Annotated in this window: 14 protein-coding genes; 13 read left to right on the top strand and 1 reads right to left on the bottom strand. The window is 41.6% G+C overall.

Going from position 1 to position 15,041, the window contains the following annotated elements:
• The first annotated feature begins 39 nt into the window (after window positions 1-39).
• The 9 genes from purC (at window position 40) to purD (ending at window position 10,419) form a co-directional block, all read left to right on the top strand.
• Window positions 40-750 carry a phosphoribosylaminoimidazolesuccinocarboxamide synthase gene (gene purC, locus NSQ62_RS18830; RefSeq protein ID WP_341321599.1) on the top strand — a complete coding sequence of 237 codons (711 nt, stop codon included), beginning with the start codon at window positions 40-42 and terminating at the stop codon, window positions 748-750.
• Between the two features lie 3 nt (window positions 751-753).
• Window positions 754-999, top strand: coding sequence for a phosphoribosylformylglycinamidine synthase subunit PurS (purS, locus tag NSQ62_RS18825; protein ID WP_341321598.1), 246 nt, complete (start codon window positions 754-756; stop codon window positions 997-999).
• 2 nt (window positions 1,000-1,001) lie between these two features.
• Entirely contained in the window at window positions 1,002-1,685 is a 684-nt protein-coding gene (gene purQ, locus NSQ62_RS18820; RefSeq protein ID WP_341321597.1) for a phosphoribosylformylglycinamidine synthase subunit PurQ, read from the top strand.
• Complete coding sequence (purL, locus tag NSQ62_RS18815; RefSeq protein WP_341321596.1) at window positions 1,672-3,903, top strand: phosphoribosylformylglycinamidine synthase subunit PurL; 2,232 nt, start codon at window positions 1,672-1,674, stop codon at window positions 3,901-3,903. Before purQ ends, purL begins: the two co-directional genes overlap by 14 nt.
• On the top strand, window positions 3,879-5,297 hold the full coding sequence (gene purF / locus NSQ62_RS18810; protein ID WP_341321595.1) for an amidophosphoribosyltransferase: 1,419 nt from the start codon (window positions 3,879-3,881) through the stop codon (window positions 5,295-5,297). The genes purL and purF overlap by 25 nt, the downstream gene beginning before the upstream one ends.
• Before the next feature lie 74 nt (window positions 5,298-5,371).
• Window positions 5,372-6,427 (top strand): phosphoribosylformylglycinamidine cyclo-ligase, encoded by a 1,056-nt coding sequence (gene purM / locus NSQ62_RS18805; protein WP_341321594.1) that lies wholly within the window; start codon window positions 5,372-5,374, stop codon window positions 6,425-6,427.
• A complete protein-coding gene (purN, locus tag NSQ62_RS18800) occupies window positions 6,427-7,002 on the top strand; it encodes a phosphoribosylglycinamide formyltransferase (protein WP_341321593.1) in 576 nt (191 codons plus the stop codon). Before purM ends, purN begins: the two co-directional genes overlap by 1 nt.
• A gap of 63 nt (window positions 7,003-7,065) precedes the next feature.
• Window positions 7,066-8,601: a bifunctional phosphoribosylaminoimidazolecarboxamide formyltransferase/IMP cyclohydrolase gene (gene purH, locus NSQ62_RS18795; protein WP_341321592.1), complete on the top strand. Its 1,536-nt coding sequence runs from the start codon at window positions 7,066-7,068 to the stop codon at window positions 8,599-8,601.
• A 567-nt stretch (window positions 8,602-9,168) separates the two neighbouring features.
• Entirely contained in the window at window positions 9,169-10,419 is a 1,251-nt protein-coding gene (gene purD, locus NSQ62_RS18790; protein ID WP_341321591.1) for a phosphoribosylamine--glycine ligase, read from the top strand.
• Window positions 10,420-10,553: 134 nt separating this feature from the next.
• Here the strand turns inward: purD and NSQ62_RS18785 are convergent, their stop codons facing one another.
• Entirely contained in the window at window positions 10,554-10,790 is a 237-nt protein-coding gene (locus NSQ62_RS18785) for a DUF2892 domain-containing protein (RefSeq protein WP_341321590.1), read from the bottom strand.
• A 192-nt stretch (window positions 10,791-10,982) separates the two neighbouring features.
• Here NSQ62_RS18785 and NSQ62_RS18780 point away from each other — a divergent pair, with 192 nt between their 5' ends.
• The 4 genes from NSQ62_RS18780 (at window position 10,983) to NSQ62_RS18765 (ending at window position 14,986) form a co-directional block, all read left to right on the top strand.
• Window positions 10,983-12,710, top strand: a complete 1,728-nt coding sequence (locus NSQ62_RS18780) for an adenine deaminase C-terminal domain-containing protein (RefSeq protein ID WP_341321589.1) — start codon at window positions 10,983-10,985, stop codon at window positions 12,708-12,710.
• Window positions 12,711-12,765: 55 nt separating this feature from the next.
• Window positions 12,766-13,791, top strand: coding sequence for a DUF3048 domain-containing protein (locus NSQ62_RS18775; protein ID WP_341323977.1), 1,026 nt, complete (start codon window positions 12,766-12,768; stop codon window positions 13,789-13,791).
• 19 nt (window positions 13,792-13,810) lie between these two features.
• Complete coding sequence (locus NSQ62_RS18770; protein WP_108714523.1) at window positions 13,811-14,125, top strand: YerC/YecD family TrpR-related protein; 315 nt, start codon at window positions 13,811-13,813, stop codon at window positions 14,123-14,125.
• A gap of 168 nt (window positions 14,126-14,293) precedes the next feature.
• Window positions 14,294-14,986, top strand: coding sequence for a heptaprenylglyceryl phosphate synthase (locus NSQ62_RS18765; RefSeq protein ID WP_341321588.1), 693 nt, complete (start codon window positions 14,294-14,296; stop codon window positions 14,984-14,986).
• Window positions 14,987-15,041 lie beyond the last annotated feature (55 nt).

Genomic DNA, 15,041 nt, shown 5'->3' with positions numbered 1-15,041 from the left:
GGTGTAACAAAATCAATTAACTTTTTGGAGGAATACGTCATGGAAAAAGGTCAACTTTTGTACGAAGGTAAAGCAAAGCGATTATATCAAACACAGGAAGAAGACATTCTTTTTGTAGAATATAAGGATAGTGCGACAGCGTTTAACGGTGAGAAAAAAGCCGAAATCGCTGGTAAAGGAAATTTAAATAACCAAATCACGACTTTAATTTTCGAAAAATTACAAGCAAACGGAATTGCGTCACATTTCGTGAAACGCCTTTCTGCTAATGAACAGCTTGTACGTAAAGTCGACATTATTCCAATTGAAGTGGTAACACGTAACATCGCTGCGGGAAGCTTAGCAAAACGCTTAGGCTTTGAAGAAGGGGTAGCACTGAAGCGTCCAATCGTTGAGTTTTATTACAAGGATGACGAATTAGGGGATCCCTTCATTACAAATGAGCATATTGACGTGTTAGATCTTGCGACACCTAAAGAAGTGCAAAGCTTATATGATGCAGCGCTACAAGTAAACGAAGTGCTGCGCCCCATCTTTGCTGACGTAGGTGTGACATTAGTCGACTTTAAATTAGAATTCGGTCGTGATAAGGATGGCAATGTACTACTTGCCGATGAAATTTCACCTGACACGTGTCGCTTATGGGACACAGAGACAAATCAAAAGCTTGATAAAGACGTATTCCGCCGTGATCTAGGCAGTATTACTGAAGTATACGAAATTATTTTACAAAAACTTGGAGGCAAATAAGTCATGCAGAAAGTTAAAATTTACGTAACATTAAAAGAAAGTATTTTAGATCCACAAGGGTCAGCTGTTCAAGGTTCATTACAAAAAATCGGTTATGCGGAAGTTACAGACGTTCGTATCGGTAAATATTTAGAAGTGGAAATCGCAGATACTGACCGCGATGTAGAAGCAATCGTGAAAGAAATGTGCGAAAAAGTGTTAACAAATACGGTAATCGAGAAGTACCGCTACGAAATCGAGGAGGCATAATCATGAAATTTGCAGTACTCGTTTTCCCAGGGTCTAACTGTGATATCGACATGTATCATGCGATTAAAGACGAATTAGGTGAAGAAGTAGAATACGTTTGGCACACAGCAGACTCATTAGAAGGTTTTGACGGTGCATTAGTTCCAGGTGGTTTCTCATATGGTGACTACTTACGTTGTGGCGCAATGGCCAACCAATCGAATGTCATGAAAGCATTAAAAGAATTTGCTGCAGCTGGCAAGCCAGTATTAGGCGTTTGTAACGGATTCCAAATCTTAACGGAAGCAGGCTTACTACCTGGCGCGTTACTCCGTAACAAAAACTTAAAGTTCATGTGTCGTACAGTGCAGTTAAAAGTTGAAAACAACAACACATTATTCACAAATCAGTATGAAGCTGGCGAAGTAATCAACATTCCAATCGCACACGGTGAAGGTAACTATTACTGTGACGAAGAAACATTAGCAGAACTTAAAGCGAACAATCAAATCGCATTCACATACGAAGGTGAAAATCCAAACGGTTCTTTAGAAGACATCGCTGGAATCGTCAACAAAGAAGGTAACGTACTTGGTATGATGCCTCACCCAGAGCGTGCAGCAAACGAAATCGTTGGTGGCGCAGACGGTCTTAAATTATTCAAATCAATTGTTATGCAGTGGAGGGAACAACATGTCAACAACTAATTTCGAGCCATCACCAGAGCAAATTAAAGAGCAGCGTCTATATGCGGACATGGGTATGTCAGATGCGGAGTTTGATTTAGCAATCGAAAAATTAGGTCGCATTCCAAACTGGACAGAAACAGGTCTATTCTCAGTAATGTGGTCTGAGCACTGCTCTTACAAAAAATCGAAGCCAGTTTTACGCAAATTCCCAACAAAAGGTCCTCAAGTCTTGCAAGGTCCTGGTGAAGGTGCGGGAATCGTTGACATCGGTGACGACCAAGCCGTTGTATTCAAAATGGAATCACATAACCACCCATCTGCAATCGAGCCATACCAAGGCGCGGCAACAGGTGTAGGCGGCATTATCCGTGACGTATTCTCAATGGGTGCACGTCCAATTGCGATGCTGAACTCATTACGTTTTGGCGAGTTAAAAACAGCGCGCGGTAAATACTTATTCGAGGAAGTTGTAGCTGGTATCGCTGGTTACGGTAACTGTATCGGGATACCAACAGTTGGTGGCGAAATTCAGTTCGACCCTTGCTACGAAGGCAATCCACTTGTAAACGCAATGTGTGTAGGTTTAATCGATCATAAGGACATCCAAAAAGGTATTGCTGCTGGTGTAGGGAACACAGTGATGTACGTTGGCGCAAAAACAGGTCGTGACGGGATTCACGGTGCGACATTCTCATCCGAAGAGTTAACTGAAGATACTGAAGAGTCACGCTCAGCTGTACAAGTTGGTGACCCATTCATGGAGAAATTACTTCTTGAAGCTTGTTTAGAAGTTGTAAAATCAGACGCTCTTGTCGGAATTCAAGATATGGGTGCGGCAGGTTTAACGTCATCTTCTGCAGAAATGGCCTCAAAAGCAGGCACGGGTGTAGAAATGAACTTAGACTTAGTACCACAACGTGAAACAAACATGTCAGCTTACGAGATGATGTTATCGGAGTCTCAAGAGCGTATGTTATTAGTTGTAAAAGCAGGTCGTGAAGAAGAAATTAAAGCGATCTTTGATAAATATGATTTAGATGCAGTAGCAGTAGGCCGTGTAACAGACGACAAAATGCTACGCCTAATCCACAACGGTGAAGTGGTTGCAGAAGTACTTGCAGATGCACTTGCTGAAGATGCACCTGTTTACATTATGCCAGAAGCAGAGCCAGCTTACTTTGCTGCGTTCCAAGCAATGGAAAATGCTGAACCACAAGTAACAGATTACAAAGAAACGTTAACGGCACTTTTAAAAGCACCAACAATTGCTTCTAAAGAGTGGGTTTACGATCAATATGATTACCAAGTACGTACAAATACAGTTGTAGCACCAGGTTCTGATGCTGCGGTGTTACGTGTACGTGGCACAAATAAAGGGTTAGCGATGACAACAGACTGTAACTCTCGCTATATCTATTTAGATCCAACAACAGGCGGTAAAATCGCAGTTGCAGAAGCAGCGCGTAACATCGTATGTTCAGGTGGACAACCACTTGCGATTACAGACTGCTTAAACTTCGGTAACCCAGAAAAACCAGAAATCTTCTGGCAGCTCCAAAAATCAGCGGATGGCATCGCGGAAGCATGTTTAGCACTTGATGCACCAGTAATTGGTGGTAACGTATCAATGTACAATGAGCGTTCAGGTGAAGCGGTTTACCCAACACCAACAATCGGTATGGTTGGTTTAGTAAAAGATTTAGCACACGTAACAACACAAGAAGTGAAAGCTGCTGGTGATGTGGTGTACGTAATCGGTGAAACGAAACTAGAATTCGGTGGTTCTGAATTACAAAAATTAATCGAAGGTAACATCTCTGGTCAAGCGCCAACAATCGATTTAAACGTAGAAGCAGCGCGTCAAGCGTCAATTTTAGAAGCAATTCGTGCAGGTTTAGTACAATCCGCGCATGACGTTTCTGAAGGCGGCGTAGCAGTTGCGCTTGCAGAAAAAACATTTGCAGCGAACGGCTTAGGTATTGAAGCAACACTAACAGGTTCAGCAACAACAGCATTATTTGCCGAATCACAATCACGTTTTGTGTTAACAGTAAAAGCTGAAAATGCAGCTGCGTTTGAAGCGATTGCAGTAGACGCTAAAAAAATCGGTACAGTAACAGAAGACGCAAAACTAACAATTAACGGTGAAACTGGCGTACTTGTTGAAGGTACAGTGGAGGAATTCCGTTCTGCTTGGAAAGGAGCAATCCCATGCTTGCTGAAATCAGAGGCTTAAATGAAGAATGTGGCGTATTTGGTATTTGGGGTAACCCAGATGCAGCCCACTTAAGTTATTACGGCTTACATGCCTTACAACATCGCGGACAAGAAGGAGCTGGTATCGTCACAACAGACGGCCAGCAACTTCAAGCTGTACGTGGTGAAGGACTTGTCAATGACGTATTTAACGAGGACAAATTACGTAAAGTAACAGGTCATGCTGCCATTGCGCATGCACGATACGCAACAGCAGGTGGGAAGGGAATTGAAAACGTTCAGCCACTTTTATTCCGTTCATCAACAGGTTCTTTAGCGATTGCGCATAACGGGAACTTAGTGAATGCGAATCATTTAAAACAATTTTTAGAGCGCTCTGGTAGTTTATTTAACTCTACTTCGGATACAGAGGTAGTTGTTCATTTAATTAAAAAATCGAAGCATTCACCGTTTCGTTCAAAAGTGAAAGAAGCCCTTTCATTATTAAAAGGTGCCTTTTCAATTATCTTATTAGCAAATAACCAAATGATTGTTGCTCGCGACCGTAATGGTTTACGTCCACTGTCATTAGGTAAATTAGGCGATGCATATGTCGTAGCTTCTGAAACTTGTGCATTTGATTTAATCGGTGCTGAATATGTACGTGAAGTTGAGCCAGGCGAGCTATTAATTATTTCAGACAATGGTTTAGAAGTAGATAGCTTTGTTGAAGCAGACAAACGTACGATGTGTGCAATGGAGTATGTTTACTTTGCTCGTCCTGATTCAAATATTGATGGTGTCAACGTTCATATGGCGCGTAAACGTATGGGGAAAGAGCTAGCAAGAGAATGTGCACATCTTGAAGCGGACATTGTAACAGGTGTACCGGATTCATCGATTTCGGCAGCGATTGGTTTCTCTGAAGAAAGTGGTATTCCGTACGAGTTAGGCTTAATCAAAAACCGTTATGTTGGCCGTACATTTATCCAACCGACACAAGAATTACGTGAGCGCGGCGTAAAAATGAAGCTTTCACCAGTAGTTCAAGTGGTTAAAGGCAAGCGCGTTGTCATGGTAGACGATTCAATCGTACGTGGTACAACATCAAAGCGTATTGTTCGTATGTTAAAAGAAGCGGGCGCAGCAGAAGTGCATGTTGTCATTTCTTCACCACCAATGACGGATCCTTGCTATTACGGGATTGATACATCAACACATGAAGAGTTAATCGCTTCTAGTCACAGCGTAGAAGATATTCGTGTTGCTATCGAAGCAGATACATTAACATTTTTATCAGTAGAAGGCATGGTGCGTGCAACAGACCGTCCATTCGAAGGTGAAACAGGCGGGCTTTGCATGGCCTGCTTTACAGGTGAATATCCAACAGAGATTTTCCCAGACACAGTATTACCACACGAAAAAGACTGTTAAACGGTAAGTGGGAGGCGTATTTCTTTGCGTGAGCAGGAATGCCCTTCCTCTATTTAAGGAGGAGCAAGTACAGTATGTCTAAAGCATATGAACAAGCAGGCGTTAATATTGAAGCAGGTTATGAAGCCGTAAAACGTATGAAATCACACGTTGAGCGCACAAATCGATTAGGTGTGATGGGGACATTCGGCGGCTTTGGCGGTATGTTCGATTTATCTACGTTAAACTTAAAAGAACCCGTTCTTATTTCAGGTACAGATGGTGTTGGGACAAAGTTAAAGCTAGCATTCATGGTCGATAAGCACGATACAATCGGTGTTGACTGTGTGGCAATGTGTGTAAACGATATCGTTGCACAAGGCGCAGAGCCACTTTACTTCCTTGACTATGTAGCAGTTGGTAAAGCATTCCCTGAAAAAATCGAGCAAATTGTTAAAGGTGTAGCGGATGGCTGTGTGCAATCTGGTGCAGCGTTAATCGGAGGCGAAACAGCGGAGATGCCAGGTCTTTACGAAGAAGACGAGTATGATTTAGCTGGTTTTGCTGTAGGTGCTTGTGAAAAGAAAGACATCATTACAGGTGAAAACATCGTAGAAGGTGACGTACTTGTTGGTCTTGCATCAAGTGGCGTCCATTCAAACGGTTATTCATTAGTGCGTAAAGTGGTATTTGCTGATAATGGCTATGCGGTAGATGCAGTAGTTGAAGGCTATGAAAGTTTAGGGCCAATTGGTGAAGCATTATTAGTACCAACAAAGTTATATGCAAAACCTGTACTTGCCGCATTAAAAGCAGCAGAAGTACACGGCTGTGCACACGTAACAGGTGGCGGTTTCTATGAAAACTTACCACGTATGATGCCTGAAGGGTTAGCAACAGAAATTGATTTAGGCACTTGGCCAGTACTACCGATCTTTGACTTCTTAAAAGACAAAGGCCAATTAGCAGACAAAGACCTTTATAACGTATTCAACATGGGAATCGGCTTTGTTATGGCTGTTCCTGCATCAGAGGTTGATAACGTAATCGCTGCAGCAGAAGCAAACGGTGAAAAAGCCTACACAATTGGTCGCGTTGTGAAAGGTGAAGGCGTTCTATTCAACGGTGAGCATGACGGGAGCCTAGTGTAATGACTACGAAACTAGCAGTGTTTGCTTCAGGAAGTGGTTCAAACTTCCAAGCGCTTCAAGAAGCAATCGAGCGCGGCGAATTACATGCGACCATCGAGCTTGTTATTACGGACAAGCCGGGCGCTTTTGTTGTCACACGTGCGAATAATTTCGGCATTCCAGTTGTAGAGCTTGCACCTAAAGCATTTGAAAACAAAGTAGCATATGAGCAAAAGGTGATTGAGCTACTTGAAGCACATGATGTGGATTGGGTAATTTTAGCAGGTTATATGCGTCTTGTTGGTGAGACATTACTCACTGCGTATGAAAACCGTATTATTAATATCCACCCCTCATTATTACCATCATTCCCAGGCAAAGACGCCATTGGTCAAGCAATGGATCATGGTGTCAAAGTAACCGGTGTTACCGTACATTACGTGGACGCTGGTATGGATACAGGGAAAATTATTGCACAGGGCGCGGTTGACGTCGTTCCTGGAGACCGTGAACAAACGGAAGCGCGTGTTCATAAATTGGAGCACGCACTTTATACGAATACATTACAGCAGCTATTTAAACAAACTTTCGCATAAGTCGCTCCATGAGAGGGCATGTACTTACCGAAATGAAAACAATAAAAATTGGGGGACCTAGTCGTGACGAAACGTGCACTTATTAGTGTTTCAGATAAAAATGGAATTTTAGAATTTGCAAAAGAATTAGTAGCACTTGGCTATGAAGTACTTTCTACAGGTGGCACAAAAAAATTATTACAAGATAACAACGTACCGGTAACAGCAGTGGACGAAGTAACAAAGTTCCCTGAGATTTTAGATGGCCGTGTAAAAACATTAAACCCAATGATCCACGGTGGTCTGTTAGGGAAATTTGATGAGCCTTCTCACGTTGCACAAATGCAAGAGCACGGAATCGAGCCAATTGAAATCGTCTGTGTAAACCTTTACCCGTTCGTAGAAACAATCTCAAAACCAGATGTTACTTGGGATGACGCAATCGAAAATATCGATATCGGCGGTCCAACGATGCTACGTTCTGCAGCAAAAAATCATGATTATGTAACAGTAATCGTGGATTCAACGGACTATGCAGTCGTTTTAGAAGAATTAAAAGCAGATGCTAAAACTACATTAGAAACACGTCGTCGTTTAGCAGCGAAAGTATTCCGCCATACAGCGGCTTATGATTCGTATATTTCAAATCACTTAACAAATGCGATTGGTGATGAGTTCCCAGAAAACTTAACGTTAACGTATGAGTTAAAACAAACATTACGTTACGGTGAAAACCCGCACCAAAAAGCAGCGTTCTATGCAAAACGTTTAGGCTCTGACTTCTCAATCGCCTATGCGACACAATTACACGGTAAAGAATTATCGTACAACAATATTCAAGATGCCAATGCAGCACTTCAAATCGTTAAAGAGTTTGAAATGCCAGCAGCAGTTGCTGTGAAGCATATGAACCCTTGTGGTGTTGGTACAGGTGTAACAATCGAAGAAGCATTCGATAAAGCATACGAAGCAGATTCAACTTCAATCTTTGGCGGTATTATCGCGTTAAATATGGAAGTAGACAAAGCAACGGCTGAAAAATTATCAGGCATTTTCTTAGAAATCATCATCGCACCAAGTTTTAGTGCGGAAGCGTTAGAAATTTTAACGACGAAGAAAAACATTCGCCTATTAACAATTGATTTCGCTCAAGAAAAGCAAGATCAATTCAATGTGGTATCGGTTGAAGGTGGCTTACTTGTACAAGAGCCAGACCGTTACGGATTTGCTAATGCAGACATTAAAGTTGTAACAGACCGTGAACCTACTGAACAAGAGTGGGAAGCATTACAACTTGGTTGGTCAGTTGTGAAACACGTAAAATCAAATGCGATCGTTGTAACAGATGCGCAAATGACACTAGGTGTAGGCGCTGGTCAAATGAACCGTGTAGGCGCGGCTAAAATCGCATTCGAGCAAGCAGGCGAAAAAGCAAAAGGTGCAGCACTTGCATCTGACGCATTCTTCCCAATGGCAGATACGGTAGAAGCGGCAATCGCAGCAGGTATTACAGCGATTATTCAACCGGGTGGATCGATTAAAGACCAAGATTCTATCGACGCAGCAAACCAAGCAGGGATTACAATGGTGTTCACGGGTGTTCGTCATTTCAAACACTAATTATCACTTTCCCAGCAATTATAGTAGAAAAATTTCAAAAAAAGCTTTATAATAGAATAATGTTTCGCTAATGTTCTGGCCGGACGTTAGCAGAAGCGTTTGCAAATGCATTATTTATCTTCTCTCTGGCCGGGAGACAGGTAAATAAGACGATTTGGATTCTTGGCCGGGTCCTCATCGGAAAAAATAACATTAACGACTGCATCGACTTTGGCCGGGAGATGCACCGTTAATAAAAAATGATCATTGATTGTACTACGCACAGCACTACTTTTGGTCGGGTAGCGCAGTGTCAACGACCATTAATGAAAAACGCTCGCCTAAATTATGGCGGGCGTTTTTTTATACAATTTTATAGTTTATTAAACGTATAACGAATGCTAAAGAAATATTCTAGTTGCTTGGAATGTAGGTGGCGACTCCTACGGGAATAGCACGAGCGGCAGCACCCGGACTGAACGAAGTGAGGGAGAAGGCTGGAGCCGTGCCCGTGGAAAGCGTCCGCCGGAATGGAAAGCAACGGGTTAGATAACCTAAATTACTTTTCATAACAAAGGAGAGCTCATAATGAACATTCTTGTAATCGGTAGTGGCGGTCGTGAGCATGCAATCGCTAAACAATTTAACAACGCACCATCTGTAGAAAAGGTTTTCGTAGCACCAGGTAACGACGGCATGAGAGCTGACGCGGAAGTCGTAGCAATCGATGCATTAGAATTCGCAAAATTAGCCGTATTCGCAAAAGCAAATAACGTCGCATTAACATTCGTTGGCCCAGAGCAACCACTTGCAGAAGGCATTGTGGATTACTTCAACGAGCAAGGCTTAGTGATCTTTGGTCCAACAAAAGCCGCAGCAAAAATCGAAGGTTCAAAATCATATGCAAAAGACATTATGAATAAATACAATATCCCAACAGCAGCGCATGAAACATTTACAGAAGCAGATAAAGCGGTTGCGTATATTAAAGAACAAGGTGCACCAATCGTAATTAAAGCGGATGGTTTAGCAGCGGGTAAAGGTGTAATCGTTGCGATGACAGAACAAGAAGCAATTGAAGCGGTTGAAGACATGATCGGCAACCAACGCTTTGGCGATTCTTCAAGCCGCGTTGTTGTTGAGGAATTCCTTGACGGTGAAGAGTTCAGCTTTATGTCGTTCGTACATAAAGGTCAAATTTATCCGATGGTAATCGCGCAAGATCATAAGCGTGCATATGACGGGGATAAGGGACCAAACACAGGCGGTATGGGCGCGTATTCACCAGTACCACAAATTTCTGAAGAAATTGTAAAAGTAGCATACGACACAATCGTTGAGCCAACTGTAAAAGCAATGGATGCAGAAGGCGTATCGTTTACAGGGATTTTATATGCAGGGCTAATTTTAACGAAAAATGGTCCAAAGGTAATCGAGTTCAACGCACGTTTCGGTGACCCTGAAACACAAGTCGTATTACCACGTATGGCATCTGATTTTGGTAAATTTGTGGTCAGTTTAATGGAAGAAAAACCATTTGATCTCAAATGGAAAGACGAAGCCATTCTAGGTGTAGTCGTAGCAGCAGAAGGTTATCCGGGTGAGGTAGTAAAAGGCAACGCACTTCCTAATTTAAGCGACATCGAGCTACCTGTATTCCACGCGGGTACGAAGCTAGTAGATGGTCAGTTTGTCGGTAATGGCGGGCGTGTGTTACTAGTCGCAGCAGAAGCAACGAATTTAAAAGAAGCGCAGGAAAAAGTATATGCTGAGCTTGCGAAAAAAGAATGGGATAACTTCTTCTTCCGTAGTGATATTGGGTGGAGAACGTTTAAATAATCATCGTTAATTTGAAGAACCACTTTCACTAAGTAAATTTACTTAAATGAAAGTGGTTTTTTATATGAGAAAATGTTTTCGTTTTTGAAACTATTCCTGAATGTTACCGTCAGAGGGCTCAAGGTTTGAGTGAATTATGAAAATGTATTAGATTCCGTTTCCGGCCCTGTTTCATCTTGCATGACCATCGCCGTCACTGGGCAATATTGATAATAGCCTTCCGCAACCTTCATCGCACCAGCAAGTATCATAATGCGACCGGTTGTACACTGTGGATTCCGAGAAATGCGACCTATGCCAAAAGCTGTCATCGCCACGCCACACATCATGCGCACAAAGGCATTTGTTTCTGAAATATTTGGTTCTAACATATGGTAATATCCTCCTTTTTTAGCTATTTTTTAAAATAAAACTTGAAACACTTTGCTTTATGAAAGTGCTATGATACGATTATTCTTAAATAGGGAATAATGTAGGGAAAGCTAACATAAAGCAAAATATAATGATTTAAGTATGTGGATTTTTACCCGAAAGATACGGATGATTTGAGAGGAGTGTTTAAAATGCCGGAAATTAAATGGAAAATAAATAATATACGAAAACAAGTGAGTATTATTGATGGGCATGCTGCTCCGAATTTAGTACTACAAAATGCAACTTATTTACATAGCATGATGAAAACATGGATGACAGGAAATATTTGGATCGCAGATGACCGCATCGTCTATGTTGGTAAAGAAATGCCTTCTAATATTGAAGGAACAGAAATAATTGATATCGCGGGGAAAAAGGTAGTTCCCGGTTATATCGAGCCACATGTTCATCCATTCCAGCTCTATAACCCACATAGCTTTGCGGAATTTTGTGCGCAAAGTGGAACGACGACGTTCATTTCTGATAATATGTCGTTTGTTTCGTTATTAGGGAATAAGAAAGCGTTTTCTTTTATGGACGAGCTAAGTAAGCTCCCGTTTTCGTTTTACTGGTGGAGTCGTTTTGATTCGCAAACCGAACTGGAAAATGAAGGCGAGCTGTATTCAAATGCATCAGTCATGGAATGGTTGGATCGTCATGATGTAATCATGGGTGGTGAGCTAACAGGCTGGCCGAGACTTATGCGCGGTGATGATCAAATGCTGTACTGGATTCAAGCAGCAAAACATAAAGGTAAGAAAATTGAAGGGCATTTACCAGGAGCATCGGAAAAAACATTAACGAAAATGCGTTTATTCGGTGTGGATGGCGATCATGAATCGATGACAATCGAAGATGTTGAAATGCGTCTGCAGCATGGCTATGCCGTGACGTTACGTTACTCTTCGATTCGCCCAGATTTACCCGTGCTTTTAAAGGCAGTTGTTGAGAAGGGCTATGATGTATTCGATCATTTAATGATGACGACAGATGGCTCGACACCAGGTTTCCACCAAGACGGGGTTATTGATAAATGTATTAAGGCTGCACTTGAAGCAGGTGTTCGCCCGGTAGATGCGTATAATATGGCTACATATAACGTTGCACGCTATTACAATATGACGAATTTACACGGCTTAATCGCAACGGGTCGCTATGCCAATATTAATATTTTAGAAGACGAATTTTCACCAACGCCTGAAGCGGTGCTAGCAAAAGGGGTTTGGCTAAAAAAGGACGGCCTTGATACAAAGGCGTTCCCAAAAACGGATTTATCGGTATTTGGTGAATTAGCGATGGATTTTGATTTACATGAGGCTGATTTTCAATTTTCGATGCCCATCGGAATTGAAATGGTCAATGATGTCATTACAAAGCCCTATAGCGTGAAAAGTCAAGGTCAGCACGATTTACCATCAGATCATGACGAAAGCTATTTAATGTTAGTTGACCGTGACGGAAAATGGCGTGTGAACACGATGATTAAAGGCTTTGCGACGCATGTAAAAGGTTTTGCCTCTTCGTACTCAAATACAGGCGATATTATTTTAATCGGAAAAAGCATGAAAGAAATGATGCATGCTTTTAATGAATTAAAACAAATGAGTGGTGGCATTGTACTTGTAGAAGATGGACAAGTAGTTGTGAAAGTGCCATTAACTCTTGCTGGAAGTATTTATGATGGCGATGTGAATGATTTAATTCCACTTGAAGTAGAGCTGAAAAAAGCGTTAAAGACGCGCGGCTATAATCATTCTGATGCGATTTATACATTATTATTTTTACAATCGACGCATTTACCATATGTTCGAATTACGACGCGCGGTATTTTTGATGTCATGAAAAATACAGTGATGTTACCAGCTGTCATGCGTTAAAAAAATATTCTAGGGGGTCACCAACGTGAAAAAGCTCCATTTATTCGCAGCTACAATGTTGTGTGCAGCCATTATTTCGGGTTGCTCAACTAAAGAAGAAACACAGGAACCAATCGAAGAACTAGAAGATGTTAAAGAAGATGAAATCCTAGCAGAAGCAGCGGAAATGCTACCGTATGTGATGCCGTTCACAGGGGAGCGTGTGGCAGAAGAAGTGACAACGCGCCCGATCCTAGCAACAATTAACAATCATCCACAAGCACGCCCACAATCAGGGCTTGCTTCAGCGGATGTGGTGTATGAAATGCTAGCAGAGGGTGATGTAACGCGCTTCTTAGCATTATTCCAATCAGAAATTCCGGAATCGATTGGACCAATCCGTAGTGCACGTTCGTATTTTATTGATATGGCAGGCGGGTTAGATGCGTTTTATATTGCGCACGGCTATAGCCCAGAAGCAAAGTCAATGCTTGACCGTAAAGTAGTCGATCATATTAATGGCATGAATTATGATGGGACTTTTTTCAAGCGTTCTTCAGCAAGAAAAGCGCCTCATAACTCCTATATTTCAGGTGAAAATGTCGTAGCAGGTGCAGAAAAAATCGGCGCTTCACTACTTTATCAGAAAAAAGTATCATATCCATTTTACGAAGCCGAAGATAATGTTAAAATAGGAGTACCGGCTAACGAAGTGACGATGAAGTATAATAATGGTGGTTCATTTAACAGCCATTATGTTTATAATAGTGAAGAAAATCACTATACGCGTTATTCGGCAACTATCGAAACGATTGATTACGCAACAAATGCGTCAGTCGAATTAGCCAATGTTTTATTTTTTGAAATGCCACACCGTGTGATTGATAATGAAGGTCGACGTGACATTACGATTACAGACGGAGGCAATGCGTACGTGGCACAAGCTGGTACGATACGTGAAGTGAAATGGGAAAATATAGACGGCCTGTTAACTGCCGTGGAGGAAGATGGCACAGAAGTGAAGCTCGTACCAGGGAAAACATGGGTTCATTTTGTACCAACATCGCCAGGCCTAACGACAGCTGTTACATATTCAGAGTAGAGAGGGAATGGTGGGCTACATGCAAATTGAAAAGATTCGTGGTCATCAAACAGAACAGCTATTTAAAGCGGTCCTAGAGTTAAAAGATATTGAGGAATGCTACAAGTTTTTTGATGATCTGTGCACGATTAGTGAAATCCAATCATTAGCACAGCGTTTTGAAGTGGCGCATTTACTACGTTTAAAGAAAACGTATGAAACAATTAAGAAAGAAACAGGTGCGTCAACAGCAACAATTTCGCGCGTACGCCGTTGCTTCGATTATGGCAATGACACGTATGATGAGATGCTTGGTCGTCTTTATCCAGAAGAAAAGCCGTTTACATCAAAGTAACAAGCAGCTCATCCAGTTAAATAAACGGATACAGCGTAAAAGACTGAGCAAATTCATCGCTCAGTCTTTTAATATTTTTCATAGATTCGTTATACTAAGAGGTAGTCGAAAATAAGTGAAATGACTTCAAACGTTATAGATAAATTAGAGGAATAGGTGGAAATGACAATGGATTATTTAAATTGGCGTCACGTGTTTAAATTAGACCCAGCGAAGGAAATCTCGAATGAGGCGTTAGAACAAATTTGTGAATCAGGGACAGACGTGATTTTAGTTGGCGGTACCGATGATGTGACACTGGATGGTGTGTTAGATTTATTAGTACGCGTTCGTCGTTATTCTGTGCCGATCGCGCTTGAAATTTCAAATGTTGATAGCATTTCACCAGGCTACGATTACTATTTCATTCCGTCTGTATTAAATAGTATGGAAACAACCTGGGTGAAGGATTTGCATCACGAGGCAATTAAGGAATACGGTGATGTGTTAATTTGGGAAGAGCTTGTGGCAGAAGGATACTGTGTATTAAACCCAGATTGCAAAGTGGCACAAGTAACGAATGCAAAAACAGATTTAACAGAAGATGATGTGATTGCTTATGCACGTATGGCAGAAAATTACTTCAAAATGCCAATCTTCTATTTAGAATATAGTGGCGCTTATGGCGATGTTGACATGGTCAAAGCAACAGCTGAAGTGTTAGAAACGACAAAGCTGTTTTACGGTGGCGGTATTACGTCAGTAGCACAAGCAACGGAAATGGCCGCATACGCAGATACAGTCGTTGTTGGCAATATTATTTATGATGACTTAAAGGCAGCGTTAAAAACGGTACAAGCCGTTAAAAATACAGTGAAGTAAAAGATTTTTGAAAAAATCTTGTAGTATCCCGCTTGAATCGGGTGATTATGATAAA

This window comes from Solibacillus sp. FSL H8-0523, from assembly GCF_038051985.1.
Lineage (GTDB): Bacteria > Bacillota > Bacilli > Bacillales_A > Planococcaceae > Solibacillus.
The sequence above is the reverse complement of the archived record's forward strand: the minus strand, read 5'-3'. Positions and strand labels throughout refer to the sequence as shown.

Coding starts and splice junctions, on each gene's coding strand:
- purN (WP_341321593.1), top strand. CDS start 6,427: ATGACTACGAAACTAGCAGTGTTTGCTTCAGGAAGTGGTTCAAACTTC.
- purC (WP_341321599.1), top strand. CDS start 40: ATGGAAAAAGGTCAACTTTTGTACGAAGGTAAAGCAAAGCGATTATAT.
- purQ (WP_341321597.1), top strand. CDS start 1,002: ATGAAATTTGCAGTACTCGTTTTCCCAGGGTCTAACTGTGATATCGAC.
- NSQ62_RS18775 (WP_341323977.1), top strand. CDS start 12,766: ATGTTGTGTGCAGCCATTATTTCGGGTTGCTCAACTAAAGAAGAAACA.
- purF (WP_341321595.1), top strand. CDS start 3,879: ATGCTTGCTGAAATCAGAGGCTTAAATGAAGAATGTGGCGTATTTGGT.
- purD (WP_341321591.1), top strand. CDS start 9,169: ATGAACATTCTTGTAATCGGTAGTGGCGGTCGTGAGCATGCAATCGCT.
- NSQ62_RS18780 (WP_341321589.1), top strand. CDS start 10,983: ATGCCGGAAATTAAATGGAAAATAAATAATATACGAAAACAAGTGAGT.
- purS (WP_341321598.1), top strand. CDS start 754: ATGCAGAAAGTTAAAATTTACGTAACATTAAAAGAAAGTATTTTAGAT.
- purM (WP_341321594.1), top strand. CDS start 5,372: ATGTCTAAAGCATATGAACAAGCAGGCGTTAATATTGAAGCAGGTTAT.
- NSQ62_RS18770 (WP_108714523.1), top strand. CDS start 13,811: ATGCAAATTGAAAAGATTCGTGGTCATCAAACAGAACAGCTATTTAAA.
- NSQ62_RS18765 (WP_341321588.1), top strand. CDS start 14,294: ATGGATTATTTAAATTGGCGTCACGTGTTTAAATTAGACCCAGCGAAG.
- purL (WP_341321596.1), top strand. CDS start 1,672: ATGTCAACAACTAATTTCGAGCCATCACCAGAGCAAATTAAAGAGCAG.
- NSQ62_RS18785 (WP_341321590.1), bottom strand. CDS start 10,790: ATGTTAGAACCAAATATTTCAGAAACAAATGCCTTTGTGCGCATGATG.